The sequence below is a fragment of the Methylobacterium oxalidis genome, from assembly GCF_007992195.1.
GTDB classification, from domain to species: Bacteria; Pseudomonadota; Alphaproteobacteria; order Rhizobiales; family Beijerinckiaceae; genus Methylobacterium; species Methylobacterium oxalidis.
Window position 1 is genome coordinate 1 of the sequence record NZ_BJZU01000152.1, and the last position, 15,966, is coordinate 15,966.

Consider the following 15,966-nt stretch of genomic DNA (forward strand, 5'->3'; position numbering starts at 1 on the left):
CTAAGTGGCGATCCTTGAACCATAGATCGTGAGCTGGTGTCAGATGGCGGCGGGTCAAAGAAGGCCCTGCGCAGCTGGGTCATGCGACCGTGATCCGCAGAGTGGAGCCCGAACATCGAAGGGGAACGGCGAGGAACACCACGGGGAACATGAGGAACATCTCGGCCGGTCGCGACACGAGAACATTAGCAGGATCAGGGAGTTAGGTGGAGCGGGCGATCGGGATCGAACCGACGACATTCAGCTTGGGAAGCTGTCGCAGGACGTTGATTTCGCTGGGACATGTTCCTTTTGGCTGGCGGACGGCACAGTGTGCTCGTGCATTCAGTGAGGGCGCCCGCGCTTCGCCGTCTGGCGGAGCATGCGACCGAGTTCGTCAGCCGAGGAGCGTGCGCATCGCCCTCTCGCCCCCGAGGTCGTCCTCCAGAAGCGATTGCAGCCGAACAAGCAGATCGTGCTGCTGCTGACCCAGGCGTGCCGTCGCAAGCCGCTCATCAATCGCATTCAGAAGGTCGAAGGCGTCGGTCTCGGACATAATCCAAGCGGGCTTCTTCGGCACGGCGCCCTCCACGGCTACGCTTCCGCGGCGGTGAGATGAGGGCCCATCCGCCACGCCGCAAGAGCGATCCTGTCGTGGCGTAAACTGCCTGCTCGTTCCTTATTCCTAATCGGTTGGCGGTGGAGACCAGAGCCATGCACAGCGGCACCGAGGAGGACGCGTGTGCGGCCCGTCCGACTTTCGCCACGTGAGCCAAGACAGATGCAGGCCATGAGCCCTGTCCTCGTGTTCCGCGGCAGCCATTCCGGATGCTGGCGCCTCTCGGCCATGGTCACGGCCCCATCCGGCGACGAGCCTCCTCCTCTTTGCGTCGCCTCGGTTCGTGCTCCGCCCAGCCCTCTCGCCCGCCGCGATGGTCGGATCCTCTGGCGGTACGATTTCTCGCTGCCGGTCGACCATGTCTCTCGTGATCGGGAGTACCGGCTGGGTGAGCAGTCCTGGCGGGTCCGTGTTCCCGCGGCTAGCGACAGCTTCCGCCTTGCCTTCACAGCGTGCAACGGCAACGAGCGTGGTGACGCCTGGGCGGACCTTGGCGACCGCAACGCCTTATGGTCTCGGCTCGCCCAGGAGCATGCTCACAACCCGTTCCATCTCCTCCTTCAGGGCGGCGACCAGCTCTATGCCGACTCGATCTGGCGCAAGGTCCCTGCGCTCTCCGCCTGGCGCCGGCTGCCTTGGCGCAAGCGGCGGAAAACACCCTTCACGCCCGAGATGATGGAGGCCGTGGCGGACTTTTACTTCGAGAGCTACCGTCGCCTCTGGGGCCAGCCGCAGCTCGCGCCGGTACTCGCCTCCGTTCCCTCGCTGATGATGTGGGACGATCACGACATCCTGGACGGCTGGGGAAGCTACCCGCCCGAGTGGGAGGACTGCCCGGTGCTCCAAGGCATCTGGTCGGCAGCGCGCGAGCACTTCGCCCTGTTCCAGCTTGGCGCGCGACCCGACGAGTTGCCCGAGGGCTTCATGGCGCGGGATGGCCAGCACTTCGGTTGGACTTACCGCGTCGGCGAGGTCGGCCTGCTCGCGCCGGACCTGCGCTCCGAGCGCAGCCGTCAGCAGGTGATGGGCGAGGCTGGATGGCGTGCCTTCACAGCGGCTTTGGACGGCCTGGCGGATTGCCGCCATGTCGTGCTGATCTCCACGGTGCCCCTGGTCCACGCCCGCCTGGTTTTGCTGGAGAGGTTCTTCGAGCTCGTCCCCGGCCATCAGTCCTGGCAGGACGACCTCATCGACCAGTGGGTGAGCCTGGCGCACTGGGAGGAATGGTCGCGCTTGCTCGCGACGCTGCTCCGCTTCTCGGGGCGGACCGGCGCCCGCGTGACGGCGCTATCCGGCGAGATCCACCTCGGAGCGCTGGGCGTGATCGAGGGGGAGGGCGCGCGCATCCATCAGCTCACGTCCTCGGGCATTGTTCACCCGCCGCCCCCGCCACTGGCCACCAGGGCTCTGGAATGGGCCAGTGCGGGCGAGTTCCGGCTCGAACCGTGCATCACGGCGAAGCTGGTGCCGCTTCCCGGTTCGAGCCAGCGCTATCTGCGCGCGCGCAACTGGCTGGAGCTGAACCTGAAACCGGGCGGGGATCTCCTGGCCGTCTGGCACGCCGAGCGGAAGGAAGGTCCGGTGCGCCTCTCGATCCCTGCCGGTTACCGCTGACACCCGGTAACGTCGCCTCGGGCGAGAACCGCGGCGCGACGGCTATGACAGCTGTCGGCAGATTGTGAGCCTGCGTCCGTCGCCGGGTTCAGGTCCGGTGCGTGCGGCCGCCATCTGAGGTGCGGCAAGCAGAAAAGGGAGCAGGACGGCAGTGAATTCCCCTGGATGCGAGTAGTTGATCCCGTGGGCTGCACCGGGCAGGACGACAAGACGGCCGCGAGGCAGGAGGCCTGCGAGCATCGTGACGAAGCTATACGGGACAATGTAGTCACGCGTGCCCCAGACGACGAGCGTGGGTTGCGGGACGTGAGGTAGCTTTTCGCCGATGCGATTGCCGATCATGCTACGCAAGGTCAGGACGTAGCGCCAAATGCCGCCGCGGGCGTAGTCAGCGAGAGCCACCCAGGCGAGCGACCAGCGTTCGAACGGTGCGATGGCGACGAAGCCAACGACCTGCCGAACGAGGCTACGCGCCTCCGGGTCAGGTGTGGGCCCCTGGAACACAAGGCGGTCGACGAGCTGAGGGTGAGCTAGCGCCAATTCGACGAGCACCTCGCAGCCCAGCGAGTTGCCGACAAGAGCCGCGCGCTCTATTCCGACCGCCTGCATCCAGGCGGCAAGCGCATCGGCCAGCTCGCGAACCGTGAGTGCTTGGCGAGGCTTGTCGCTCAGGCCGAAGCCCGGCAGGTCGAGCGCATAGACCCGAACGTGCGGAGCCAGATGCCTCGCGAGTGGGACCATGTAGCGGCTGGACATGCCCAGGCCGTGGACCAGGATCACGGGCAGGCGGTCGCCAGGCACGGGGTCGACCGAGACTCGGGCGAACATCGTCAATCCATTCACGCGGGTTCGCCTCGTGGCAAGCTGACCGAGGCGCGCGCTGCACTCCGGGGCGTCAGGCCGCCGGGCTAGGGAGCCGGTCAAGGCCAAGCCAGCCAGTATTCCGAGGCCGGTGCCGACAATCCACCGCAAAGGCACGCCGATCTCTCCGTCTCTGCCGCGTCCGGTCCGAGTTTGACGTCGAGAAGGAGCGGCCCTGCAGAACGCAACCGCTCGGGAGATCGTTACGCCCCAAGCCCCTTCAGACGACAGGATCATGGAACGGCACCGGCCAAGCCCCATTGCGGAAGCTGCGCACCAAATTTCCCTGCTCGGCCGCGCAAAGCTTGTCCCAAATGCTCACACAATGCCATCAGCGCGTTCACGAGACCCTCATTGCAACAATTGGGAAGGTCGAAGCCGATCATGCGGAACGATGAGGGAGGCACGCCGCTGACCGCACCAACCGCTCAGCACATCACGATTCTCGAAAAGATTGCCACTCACAGGTCTAAAGACATGGGCATCAACAATGTGCCAATGGACCTAAGCGGTCTTCAACTCGGACGGGATGTTCTACAGTCACTGGTCAGCACAGTTCATGTGCCTTCTTGGTGGGACAGTAAACGAGCCGGATTGAATTTTGCCGACGCAAGTTTGCACAAAGCCAACTTGGAAAATGCTGATCTCACAGGAGCAAACCTCGCGCGGGCAAATCTCGCAGGCACTCTGGGCCGTTCTGCCAATTTTCACCAAGCACTCGCGGAGGAAGCTGATTTCAGTAGAGCCGACCTGAGTGGCGCGTGCTTCACTGCGGTAGCAGGCGGCCAAGCAAAATTTACGGCAGCGATGCTGGAGGATGCCAACTTTGCCAATGCTGCGCTGCGGTTCGCGCAATTTGCAGATGCGCTCCTCGATGGAGCGAACTTTTCTGTCGCAGATCTCTGGGGTGCCAATTTCGCTGGCGCTGACGCCGACTACACAAACTTCAAAGGTGCACGCCTGGATGAAGCCAATCTAAGCGACGCTCATCTTACCTACGCGGTCTTCGAGGAAGCCACCTTGACCAAGGCAAGCCTCTCAGGGTCACGCCTTCGTGGAGCAAGATTCACTGGAGCAAAGCTCGATGGAGCAGACCTATCCGCAGCCGATCTGTCCAGCACAGATCTCGTCCGGCTCAACCTCTCCAGCTGCAACTTGCGCCATGCACGTTTTGCAGGAGCTTGGATCAACGGAACGCGCTTCAGGATCGAGCAACTCGGGGGAGCTGTCGGTGAGGAGATTGCAGGCGAGTACGAGGCAGCTCAGGCAAGCTACCTTGCCCTTGAGCAGAACCTAAAGAGCATAGGAAGTCACCATGAGGCGAGTTGGGCCTATAAGCGCGGTCGCCGGATGGGCCGTTACCAGTCCGGACGAAAGGCTTTGAGCGCGTGGCGCGTACGCGACCTAAAAGCTCTCGTAAGACATGGCTATCGCTGGGGGGCCGACCGCTTCGTTGAATGGCTTTGCGACTACGGCGAGAGCCTGTCACGGATCGTGCGCGCCTTTGTCCTTCTGATCCTGTTGTTCGGAGCACTTTACGCGATCACGGGCGGTCTCATCCCAGAGGCCAGTGATGGCACCCCAACGCGCAACTTTGTTGACCTTGTCAGTTATAGCGCGCTCAACATGATGACTGCGAATCCGCCAGAGATCGGCATTAAACCGATCGGGCGCGTCACGAACCTCCTCGTCGGTTTGCAAGGCGCTTTAGGCATCATCCTTATGGGTTTGTTCGGCTTCGTGCTTGGAAACCGGATGAGGCGCTAGCTGAGGACCGATATTCCGCGAGAGTGCCCATCTACGAATGCCGCAGTGGCCTAGCGCGGTTCTAACACGCTCATCAGCTGACTGCATGAGTCTCCGGGGCACGCCTTCATTCGCGGCGCGATGGGTCTCTGTTCAATGGAGCATGACCTTCGTCAAAGCTGAGGCCGCCCGCCAGAGCCCCTCGCTGGCACCTCCTCTTCATCGCCGTTCCCGCTATTGAGAGCTGGGCTCATGAGCGAGCGCAAGGTTGCGGCCAGATCGGCCAAGCTTAGGCCACCCTTCTGCAGGATGCGGTCGGCCTGACCCGCCAGCCGCCGCCGGTCATCCGCCGTGACATCCTTGGCCGTCAGCACCACAACCGGAATGTCCCGCCATTCGGGCTTGGCTCGCAATTCTCGCAAGAAGCCGAAGCCGTCCATTTCCGGCATCATCAGATCGAGTAGGATCAGCCCCGGCCGGCGGACACCCACTGCTTCCAGGCCCGCTCGGCCGTTCTCCGCTGAGGTCACCCGCCAGCCCTCATGCGTCAGCAGCGCAGTCATGCGCTCGCGGACATCGGGATCGTCGTCAACGACCAACACGGGTCCCTCATGTATGGCCGGCCGAAAGCGCTCCATCGCCTCTTTCAGCTGTCCCCACTCGACGGGCTTCTGCAGATAATCGGTCGCGCCCAGAGAGAAGGCGAGGTTTTGCTCGTCGAGCACAGTGACCATGATCACCGGCGTTGCCCCGAACTCAGGATCTGACCGCAGGGCCCGCAGCACCGCCCAGCCGTCCATGCGTGGCATCGTGACGTCGAGCAGGATGACGCGCGGGCGCAAGGCTCGCGCCTGCTCCAAGCCCGCGTGCCCGTCTGGTGCCGCAGCCACCTTGAACCCGTCCCGCTGCAGGAAGCGGGCAAGCAGGTCTCGTGTGGCCGGATCGTCATCGATCACAAGGACAAGGTCGGCGTCGCCGTGGACTGCCGGTCCGTCCCTTGGCGCTGCGGGCAGGTCCTGCCCAGCCTGATTGGCGAGCTCGGCAGAGGGGCGCTCCTCGTAGCGCGCGGGCACCTCCAACGTGAAGGTCGTGCCGGCTCCCTCCTTGCTCTCAACCGTGATTTCGCCGCCAAGCATGCGCGCGAAGGCGCGGGTGATGGCGAGACCCAGGCCCGTACCGCCGAAGCGACGCGTGGTCGACGCATCGGCCTGCGTGAAGCGCTGGAACAGCTTGGCCTGTTGCTCCTCGCTCATGCCGATGCCGGTGTCGGCCACGCCGAAGCGGAGCCAATCGGTGCCGTTCCGATGCTCGCGCTCCGCCGAGAGGGTGATGCGGCCGTTCTCGGTGAACTTGGCCGCGTTGCTCAGGAGGTTGATCAGGCACTGTCGCAGCTTGGTTGCGTCGGTGTGCACAGCGCCGAGCCCATCGCTGAGGTGAACATTCAGGGTGTTGGCCTTCTTGGCGACCAGGGCATCGACCGTCGTGGCCACTTCCCGAACGGTGTCGGCCACGTCGAGGTCCTCAGGGTAGATTTCCATGCGCTCGGCTTCGATCTTCGAGAGGTCGAGGACGTCGTTGATGAGGCCCAGCAGGTGGCGCGCGTTCGACTCGATCTTGCGCATGTCGGCGAGCAGGCTCTCCTCGCCGAGATCCTCCATCTCCTCCTGCAGCATCTCGGAATAGCCGATCACCGCCGAGAGCGGCGTGCGCAGCTCATGGCTCATGTTGGCCAGGAACTGGCTTTTCGCCCGGTTCGCCTCCTCGGCTGCCTCCTTGGCGGCCTCCAATTGCAGTTCAGCCTCCTTGCGCTCGGTGATGTCGAAGTGCGCGCCGACCCACTCGCGCACGCGCCCATCCTCCTCCAGGATCGGGACGCCGCGCGCTTCCATGTAGCGGTAGATGCCATCGTGCCGGCGCAGGCGGTGCTCAACAGCGTAGAGCGTGCGGCTCTCGACCGCCCGCTCCCATGCCTCCCGCGTCGCGGCTCGGTCCTCGGGATGGATGGCCTCCAGGAATCCGCGGCCGGCTGCTTCAGCCGGTGTCTGGCCGGTGAAGCGCGTCCACTCCGAGCTGACCTGCCGGAACTCGCCGTCCGGCATCGTGGTCCAGACAACAGCCGAGGTGGCCTCCGTGAGCGAGCGGAAGCGCTCCTCGCTCTCGGCCAGGCGGCTCTCGGAAAGCTTGCTCAAGGTCACATCGGCCATGACGATGCCGACGCCATCTGCCTGCCCCCGATGACGACCGCTCATGCGTCGAAGCGGAAAGAAGCTCATCTGGAAGTGACGCACTCCGCCTGGAGCACTCGGGGTAGGAACTCCAACCTCGACGTTTGCGGTCACAAGTCCTTGGTCGCGCGCCGCCGCCAGCTTGGGTGAGAGTTCGTCATGGAGCGAGGGCAGAAGGGCCCAGATCGGAGCGCCGATGTCCGCGCCGAAGCCACGCTCGCTCATGTTCTCCAGGGCGCGGTTCATGTGGCGGATGTTGAGGTCGCGGTCGAGGAAGCCGAGGCCGACAGGCGCATTCTCCAGGACGCCCTCGAGAAGGTCGGCCATGCGCTGGCTCTCGCGACGGCGCACCAAGGCGAGCCAGGCAAGCAAGCCGACGGCAGCCAGGGCTGAGGCAAGCGTGACCAGAGGCAGCAGCGGCGAGCGCAGGCGATCGGCTGCAGCAAGATGTTCCAGGTCCGCACTCGCCTGATCCTGCACGTCCCGTGTCAGACCACGGATCGCATCCATGCTGCGTTTGCCCTCGCCTGTACCCACGAACTCTCTGGCGGCTTGCGGGCCGGCCGACCTGCGCGTGGCGATGACGCGCGCGGCATAGGCCTTCTCGGCCTCGATCAACTCCCTGCGCTGGCTGCGTGTATTGGGGTCGACGGTGAACGTATCGAGCCTGTCCAACTCTGCGCCGAGGCGAGCGAGGGCCGCATTGTACGGCTCCAAGTACTCCTCGCCCCCGGTCAGAGCATAGCCGCGCAGACCGGTCTCCACGTCCTTGATGGTTGAGAGAACACGCTCGCTGAGCGCCATAATGCCGTTCAGCCTTGCCACCTCGGCCTGGGTGCGAGCGCCCGCGAGGTAGTTCCAGCCCCCGGCTGCCAATGCGAGTGCGAGCAGGAGGAAGGCGAGCGGTGAGCCTGGAAAGCGCCGCTGGCGTCTAAGGAAGCGCCAGCGGTTTGCGGGAGTGGGGCTGATGGTCATGGTAGCGATGATCTAACCCGGCAGAGACGTCCTCGATGCCAACTCGCGACACTCAAGATTTGTATGATGCGGCCCCTGCGCTGGCTGTGTTTGCAACGGCAGGCTGTAACAGGCGGACCTTCGATACGGCCGCGGCGAAAGTCTCATAGCGACCCCTTGCAGAATTTGGGTCTGCCTCCTCTGTCAACTCGGCGCCCCTTGAAAGCCAGGCGCCGAACAGTGGCGATCCACTCCAACTCCTCGCGCTGAGTACCATCGCGCCCCTGGACCAACATGCCCTGCAGCACGCGGCCAGCGAACGCTTGCTCACCCGCATCATCAACGCCGCGCGCAATCAACGCCTGCTCAAGGCACGAGGCCGTCAGCGCACCGACAGCACGCACGTGCTCGCGGCGGTGCGCGACCTCAATTAGGTCAACGATTTGACCTACAGCCGGCGTGTCCGGTCGGATACCGAATGGCCCCGATGATAAGGAGGAGGATGACTGGGAGGATCGGCGCGGCAGATTGGCTCGATGGTGGGTATGCTGAATCGGCCACCGTAGGACGGTGAGGTACCCGCGAGAGCCGGCTCCGAGAGCGCCAGCGACGCCGATGGTCAAGCCGCGAAGAGGCAAGCTGGCGCGGGGCGCGCGTGAGCCATTTCGTATGCTTCTGACTGCTTAAACTCGCCTACCGAGAGTGGAGAGCGACCACCTTGCTGGCATCCTCAACCGCGGCAAGTGCATCGGCCACAGCAAGAGTGAGGGTTTCCTGATCGAAGGGCTTCTTCAGCCGGAGGAGGGTTTGATGCATCTCCGCCGGCACCTCGCCGTAACCAGACGCCAGGATAACCGGCAACCCAGGACGCTCGGCCCCAATCCGCTCCGCCACTTGCGTGCCAGTCATGCCCGGCATGGCTTGGTCAGTGATCACGAGGTCCAGCCCCTGCGTTCGAAGCAGAAGTTCCAGCGCCTCCTGGCCTGAACGGGCCCTGACAACGCGGTGACACAAGTCTTCCAGCATCGCCGCCGTGTTCTCCAGCACCAGCGGATCATCATCGACGACCAGTATGGTCAGGGCTCGCATCGGCGCACGTGGTGGGGGTACGGCGCTCGGAGCCTCTTCCCTTGTGGCCGACCCCTCGGCCATCGGGAGCCACATCTCCGCCGTTGTACCCTCGCCGGGGCGGCTTCTGAGCAGGAAGCGCCCACGTGACTGCGCGGCCAAGCCTTGCACCATGGGAAGGCCGAGCCCTGTGCCCTTGCCTGCCCCCTTTGTGGTGAAGAACGGCTCCTGCGCGCGGGCCAGCGTCTCCGCGTCCATGCCCATGCCCGTGTCTGCCACCGATAAACAGACGTAGCGGCCTTCCGGCAGAACGGTTGCGTCCGTCTCGGCCGCTTCGCGGCCTGAAATCGTAATCGTGCCGCCCTCCGGCATCGCATCGCGCGCGTTCACTGTGAGATTAAGGAGCGCAAGCTCACACTGGTGCGCATCCACCATCACGCGCGGCAGGCCGAGCGGAAAACGGGTTTCGATGCGCACGAGCGGACCAATCGAGCGCTGGAGCAGGTCTGCCATGCCCCGAACCAGATCGGACAGGTCAACTGTTTCAGGCTTAAGCTCCTGTCGCCGCGCGAAGGCTAGCATGCGCTGGGTCAAGACCGCACCGCGTTGCGCGCCCTGCACTGCGTTGTCGAGCAAACGCGTGAGCTTGGGATCGTCCGGCAGCCGCTTTCTGAGCAGTTCGAGGCTGCCGAGAACAGCCATGAGCAGGTTGTTGAAGTCGTGCGCGACGCCCCCCGTGAGTTGGCCCACGGCTTCCATCTTCTGGGCCTGGACGAGCGCCTCGCGGGCGTGTTCCAGGGCTTCCTGGGCCTGCTTGCGCTCGGTGATGTCGCGCGTGACTTTTGCGAAGCCGACAAGTTGACCCTGCTCGTCGCGAATCGCATCGATCACCACGTTGGCCCAGAAGCGGCTGCCGTCCTTGCGAACCCGCCAGCCCTCGGCCTCGAAGCGCCCCTCACGGGCTGCGGTCTCAAGCGCGGTTGCAGGAACGCCGACCTGAAGGTCCTCCGGCGTGTAGAAGCGGGACAGGTGGCTGCCGACAATCTCCTCGGCCGTGTAACCCTTGATGCGCTCAGCACCCGCGTTCCAGTTGGCGATCCGGCCCTCGGTGTCGAGCATGAAGATGGCGTAGTCGGTCACACCCTGGAGCAGCAGCCGGAAGCGCTGTTCACTCGCGCGTAGAGCCGCCGCTTCATGCTCGGATGCCTGCGAGAGGTGCCGGTCGAACATGGCTGCTGCTAGCGCCAGGACGAGGATCAGGAAAGTCGTGGCGGTAACCCAGAGCGCGAGGTAGGTCTGGTTTACGCTCGCGATGCCATGGGCATGATCTACGGAAGCATGAGCGCTGAACACGGAGCCTTGCATCGCGGCGTAGTGCATGCCCGATACGGCGAAGCCCATGATCGCGGCCGCCAGGAGCCGAACGCTGACGCTGGTCTGCTGAAAGGCGAGCCAGAGCGCTGCGATGGCTGCGCCGATGGCGATGAGAATCGAGATGGCGACCCAGAGATGGTCATAGCGTAGGTCGGCAGGCATGCGCATCGCAGACATGCCGGTGTAGTGCATGCCAGCGATGCCGAGCCCCATGACGAGGCCGCTCAGGCAGAGGCCGAGAGGGCCTGCGCCGGGGCGGTTGACGACGAAGAAGCCTAGCCCCGTGACCGCGATAGGCAGCATGAGCGAGAGCAGGGTCAGGCGAAGATCATAGCCGACCTCCAGGCCCGGGAGGCTGAAGGCCAGCATGGCCACGAAGTGCATCGCCCAGATGCCTCCGCCCATGGCGAGAGCAGCGGTAGCGAGCCACGCGCGGCAGGGCCATCCGGAGGAGGCGCGCATGCGTGCGGCAAGGTCGAGTGCGGTGTAGGAAGCGGCAGCCGCGATCAGGATGGAGAGCGCGACGAGGACGAAGTCGTGGGTACCAGCGTGGAGCATCCTGGCAAATTTCCTAGCGGCCTCGTTTAATCGGCTGGCCCACCGCTTACGGTCCACCAGGGGCACAGGGTACGCCCGCACATCCAAAGGTGCAGAGGGCATATATCTTCGGGTGTCAATGTCGCGGCGTCGCGCCTGCGCCTTCGGGGGCCGTAGTGTTCCGAGTTTATGGCTTTGCGGAGCCGTGGTTAGTCCAAGCCACCCTTGCAGGCCCGGATCGGCACGACGCCGATGCGCACTGCAGACCCAATCCGAACAGCCACGTTCATAGGCGGGAGCGGCGATGATGAAGGACGCTTTGGCTACTGCGGTCCTGGCATGCTTAAGGCAGGCCTCGGATTTGCTTCCTCACTGTTTACGCTGGTGAACCGTCGGCAAGGTTCCTCCAGGCCGCGACGTTGTTCGGCACTCGCAGGGCCCAGTGCTCGGCCTCGAACTTGAGCTTGACCTTCGCCAAGCATAGGGGCGAGCCGACCGTGACGAGGTGGTCGACCTGCAACGATGGATCGTCGCGCTCCAGCAGCCGCAGTACATCGTAAGCGATGACCGAACCCATTGAGTGCGCGACGAGCAGAATGCGGTGGTGCTTGTATCTCTGCAGGCGCTCGCTTAGCCGGTCCCGCACCTTCTGAGCGAAGCTTTGTTCAGCGTGGTAGTGTCAGAGATCATCGAAACGGTGTTCCAGGATCAGGTCGTCCACGAGCGTGACACCTGTCGCCTCCTCGACCCGGTCGATGCCCGCATATAGCGGGGCCAGCACATCCTTCGCGGTGGTCGTGGGCGCCTCCTCACCTGTGGGTAGCGGCCCGGCACCTTCATAGGGGCGATACGGTTCCCGGTTGTCATCCACCGACAATGGTGTGTCATACCGGAGGTCAGCCCAGTACACCAACTCGAAGAGGAACTCTGGAGCGATCAGTCCCTCGTTGCGAGTCAAACCTTCTGCAATGGCCGCCTTCCACCATCGTGTCTTCTCGTCGATCGGCGGCTTGTTGGCCAAGCCGTGAATGCCGATGATGACGCCGCCGCGCTCCAAATCTTTCGAATGATCCTCGTGGTGTTGGCCGGCCCTCCATTTTGCCAGGGCCGTGGAAACAGATGCAGCAACGCCGAAACGTGGGCTTGGATGCGCCGCTCCCACCACTCAAGTCCGCTTCTCCTCCGCGATACAGATTATGCAGGGCTAGGCCGCCGTTCGGCTCCGCCAACCTCTTCCTCGGTCGGCAACTCGCAGCGGTTGTGGATGTCCGTGGCCGCCATGGCGGCATGGCCCATCGCGACCACCACCTGATCAAGCCCGCGCACCACGCCGCCAGCAGCGTAGAGGCCCGGCACCGTCGTGCGGTTGTGCTCGTCGACAATCAGGGCACCCGTCCCGTCGTGCTCGGCGCCCAAGCCGAGAGCCAATTCGGAGCGAAGCTTCAGCCCGAGGGCTGAGTAGAGTACCTGGAACCGGTGTTCCTCGCCGCCAGCCGTGCGCAGCACGGTGATCTCGCCTTCCTCGATGTCGAGGCTGCTGACTGGCTCGTGGACAACCTGGATGCCGTGCTTCTCGACACGTTCACGCTCGGCCGCATCGAGGTCCATGCCTTGGCCCAGCGTCAGCAGCGTCACGTCCCGCGAGTAGGTGCGGGCCACGAACACCGCCTCGCCCAGTCCCCTGTCGCCGTGACCGATCACCGCGATGCGCTTGCCGCGTGCCTCATAGCCATCGCAGATCGGGCAGTAGCGAACGAGACCCCGACGGACCGCGTCAGGCAGATCGGGCAGATCCGGCTCCACGTCGTCCGCACCCGTCGCGAGCAGCACCCGGCGCGCCCGCACCTCACGTGAGATAGGAACCCGCGCTCCTTCTTCGAAGCTGACGGCGAAGCCTTCCTGGACCTTGCGCAACGCCGTGACGGTGCCGTTGACGATCGGGGTGCCGTATCGCGCGATGTGCTCGCGTTGACGGCTGAGGATCTCCTGCCCGGAGATGCCCTCGGCAAAGACCGGGATGTTGTGGCTGGTCGGTATCCAGGACGCGCGGGAGTCGCCTGCATCCACCACAAGGAAGCGGCGCCCGAAGCGAGCCAGGTAGAGCGCAGCTGTCAGCCCAGCCGGGCCACCACCGACGATCACGCAGTCGAGCGGCCCGTCCACCGCGTTGGACCACGGCTCTGTCATCATCCTACCCGTTCCGAAGGACCCGCCTGAAAGGACGGCCCTTGACCTGCGCTGGTTCCGGTACCCTGCGGCGCAGAGCCCCTGTCTGGAACTTCGCCTTGTGGCGGCCGGTTCACGCCTCCCCATCCGCCTGCATCACGGCAAGAGAACAGCAAACGTGCCTCACTCCAGTTCTGTGTTGCGGTTCCTCGTGGCCGAGAGTGAACCGCCTGAGGCACGCGAGAGCCGCCGCGAGAGTGTCGGCCGCTCCTCGGGAGAGACCTATCTCGATACGCTGTTGAGCCTGGCACCGGGAGCGCGCTGCGACCGGATCAAGCCGGCGGATGCCGGGGCCGGACTACCTGCCGGAGCGTCCCTGGCAGGCTACGACGGCGTGTTCCTGACCGGATCACCGCTCCACCTCTACAAGGAAACGCCGAAGACGCGGCGTACAGTCGAGTTCATGCGTGCGGTGTTCGCCTCCGGCATCCCGTCCTTCGGCTCGTGCGCTGGGCTTCAGGTCGCCACCGTTGCGGCCGGAGGCACAGTGCGCCCCAATGTGCGCGGCTACGAGGCCGGGTTCGCCCGCCGCATTACGCTGACCGAGCACGGGCGCAGCCACCCGCTCCTGGCGGGACGGCCTGCCGCCTACGACGCGCCCGCGGTCCACACGGACGAGGTCGAGACACTGCCGGAGGGGGCGCTGCTGCTGGCCGGCAACCGGGTCACCGCGGTGCAAGCGGCTGAGATCCGCTTTGATGCGGGCGTGTTCTGGGGCGTTCAGTACCATCCAGAACTCGGGCTCGATGAGGTCGCGGGAGCCCTGCTCCGACAGACGGACAGCTTGCTCGATGCGGGGCTTGCCCGGAGTCAAGGCGAGGTAGAGGCGTACGCGGATCAGGTTGATGCGCTGCATCGTGAACCCCGCAGGCGCGACCTGGCGTGGCGGCTCGGCCTTGACGAGCAGGTCACCAACGCGGCCAAGCGGCTGACGGAGCTGCGCAACTTCATTGAGGCTCTAGGCAGAGAGCGAGGAGCTCGGCAGCGCTGAGGTACGGAGCAGCACGGCCTCATTCGCCTGCCACAAGCGGCGACACTGGACTCGGCTCCGCGCTGTGGGTGCTGACGCACGCAGATCTGCGGCGGGCCGCGCGCATCGATACGGTGGTAACCGCGCTGACGGCGGCGCTATCAGCCGGACAAGCTGCATTCGAAGGATGAGCCCGATGGCGACGGCATTTCGAGCCATCTGAAGCAATCTCATCCAGCAGTGACGCTGAGGCGTCTGCTTTAAGGCAGGCGATCAATCACTCAGAACGACTGGGATGGGCGCAATGCCGAACGGCTGACTTTGGCCGACAACAGAATGGCGGCTTTCGGCATCTGAACTGCAGAAGCAGACGTTCATCGCGGCTCGCGCAATTGCCCGATGGGGCTGGCGCGGGCACACTGACATGAGCCAAATCCAGAAGACGACGATAGGGCGGCGGCAAGCAGGCGGCCATTCGGCGGAGAGCCATCGTCGGCCCTCCTCGGCCGAATGTTTTTAGAACTTACGGACCAGCGGCTCCGGCATCGGAGCCGGCGCCTCGCCGAAGGTGTAGCGGACACCGCCGTAGATCGAGAGCGGCTGCGCCAGCGTCGTCGTACGCGGATCGTTGATCACGAAGTTACCCGCCACTGGACCCCGCTCTGCAAACGTGCCGAACGTGGCGTAGCGGTTGTTGGTCAGATTGGTCACGTAGCCGAACAGCTCCAGGTTCGGGTTCACCCGGTAGCTCGTGTTCAGGCTCAGTACGTAGTAGGCGGGCAGCTTCGGGTTAATGTTCGACTCGTCGCCCCGGAAGTAGGACGAGGAGTAGGCCTGCAGCGCCATGCCGACGCGCCAACGCGGCAGCACCTCGACGTCGAAGCCGACCTTGAACTGGTGGGCCGGGACCAGCGGCACCGTGTTGCCCGGCCGAACGAAGATCGCGCCGTCATCGGCCAGCGGGTTGTTCGGCGAGGTGAGCGTGCCGGTGAACTGGAAGGTTGCGTCAATCAGCGCGTAATTCGCGTAGACCGAGAGCCAGTCCGAGACGTACTCGGCGCCGACCTCGACACCCTGGCGCTGGGTGGCCGGCACGTTGACGAAGTAGCCACGCGCTGCGTTGCCGGGGGTCGCGAGCTGCAGGATGTCGTTCGCCAGATCCGTGCGGAAGGCGCCGACCTTCCAGTTGACGAGACCACCGTCGTAGAAGTCCGGCAGCGCACCCCGGAAGCCCACCTCGTAGGTCTGCGCGGTCACCTGCTTGAGCGGCGGGTCGGCCACCACGGAGTTCGGCAGCAGGCAAGGCCGGTCGGGGTTGGCGCAGGCGAGCTCCAGCGGAGTTGGCGCGCGGTTCGACTCCGAGTAGCTGCCGTAGAGCGAGAGGTTCGGGGTGAAGCGGTAGGTCAGACCGGCGAGCGGGTTGATCTTGCTGTAGTAGTGCGTGCCCGTCACGTCCGGCGAGAAGCCGGTCAGATCCTGGCTGGTGATGCGCGCAAAGTTGAGCCGCGCGCCGGCCGTCAACGAGAGCGCATCGGTCAGGTCGACCGTGTCGGTGGTGTAGAGGCCCATGTAGAGGTTCGAGCCAAGGACGCTCGATGGCGCGATGCCGAGCGCCCCTGCCGTGCGCAGGAAGTCGGTGCCGAGGCCAGGAATGTTGCCGTAGAAGGGGTTGTTCGGGTCCGTAGTCACCCTGAGATTGGGGTTGATGACGCCGAGCGTGCTTGACGACTTGAAGCTGTAGTCGGCAACATCGATCGAGCCGCCCACGACGAAGCTGTTACTGAGCCCTAGGG

The 15,966-nt window shown here is 64.6% G+C and carries 10 protein-coding genes and 1 pseudogene; 3 read left to right on the forward strand and 8 right to left on the reverse strand.

Annotated elements, in window-relative coordinates; genetic code table 11:
• Window positions 1-376: 376 nt before the first annotated feature.
• Window positions 377-559, reverse strand: coding sequence for a hypothetical protein (locus tag MOX02_RS26810; RefSeq protein ID WP_147028864.1), 183 nt, complete (start codon window positions 557-559; stop codon window positions 377-379).
• Window positions 560-760: 201 nt separating this feature from the next.
• Between MOX02_RS26810 and MOX02_RS26815 the strand changes: the two genes are divergently transcribed.
• Window positions 761-2,212 carry an alkaline phosphatase D family protein gene (locus MOX02_RS26815; RefSeq protein WP_170268010.1) on the forward strand — a complete coding sequence of 484 codons (1,452 nt, stop codon included), beginning with the start codon at window positions 761-763 and terminating at the stop codon, window positions 2,210-2,212.
• A gap of 42 nt (window positions 2,213-2,254) precedes the next feature.
• On the opposite strand, the gene MOX02_RS26820 is transcribed toward MOX02_RS26815, so the two are convergent.
• Window positions 2,255-3,040, reverse strand: coding sequence for an alpha/beta fold hydrolase (locus tag MOX02_RS26820; RefSeq protein ID WP_238179575.1), 786 nt, complete (start codon window positions 3,038-3,040; stop codon window positions 2,255-2,257).
• A gap of 417 nt (window positions 3,041-3,457) precedes the next feature.
• On the opposite strand from MOX02_RS26820, the gene MOX02_RS26825 reads away from it, so the two are divergent.
• Window positions 3,458-4,840 (forward strand): pentapeptide repeat-containing protein, encoded by a 1,383-nt coding sequence (locus MOX02_RS26825; protein ID WP_238179573.1) that lies wholly within the window; start codon window positions 3,458-3,460, stop codon window positions 4,838-4,840.
• Between the two features lie 152 nt (window positions 4,841-4,992).
• Here the strand turns inward: MOX02_RS26825 and MOX02_RS26830 are convergent, their stop codons facing one another.
• The 5 genes and pseudogenes from MOX02_RS26830 to MOX02_RS26845 form a co-directional block, all read right to left on the reverse strand.
• Window positions 4,993-8,019: a response regulator gene (locus MOX02_RS26830; protein ID WP_147028867.1), complete on the reverse strand. Its 3,027-nt coding sequence runs from the start codon at window positions 8,017-8,019 to the stop codon at window positions 4,993-4,995.
• Between the two features lie 672 nt (window positions 8,020-8,691).
• Window positions 8,692-10,998: an MHYT domain-containing protein gene (locus MOX02_RS26835; protein ID WP_147028868.1), complete on the reverse strand. Its 2,307-nt coding sequence runs from the start codon at window positions 10,996-10,998 to the stop codon at window positions 8,692-8,694.
• A 355-nt stretch (window positions 10,999-11,353) separates the two neighbouring features.
• Window positions 11,354-11,638 (reverse strand): annotated as a pseudogene (locus MOX02_RS32455) (lipase family protein); the annotation flags it as partial.
• Window positions 11,639-11,656: 18 nt separating this feature from the next.
• Window positions 11,657-12,142, reverse strand: coding sequence for a hypothetical protein (locus MOX02_RS32460; protein WP_238179571.1), 486 nt, complete (start codon window positions 12,140-12,142; stop codon window positions 11,657-11,659).
• 29 nt (window positions 12,143-12,171) lie between these two features.
• Window positions 12,172-13,164 (reverse strand): NAD(P)/FAD-dependent oxidoreductase, encoded by a 993-nt coding sequence (locus tag MOX02_RS26845; RefSeq protein ID WP_147028871.1) that lies wholly within the window; start codon window positions 13,162-13,164, stop codon window positions 12,172-12,174.
• Window positions 13,165-13,339: 175 nt separating this feature from the next.
• Here MOX02_RS26845 and MOX02_RS26850 point away from each other — a divergent pair, with 175 nt between their 5' ends.
• A complete protein-coding gene (locus tag MOX02_RS26850; protein ID WP_147028872.1) occupies window positions 13,340-14,194 on the forward strand; it encodes a type 1 glutamine amidotransferase in 855 nt (284 codons plus the stop codon).
• Between the two features lie 495 nt (window positions 14,195-14,689).
• Here the strand turns inward: MOX02_RS26850 and MOX02_RS26855 are convergent.
• Window positions 14,690-15,966: TonB-dependent receptor domain-containing protein (locus MOX02_RS26855; protein ID WP_147028869.1), on the reverse strand; the 1,277-nt coding region annotated here is incomplete at its 5' end.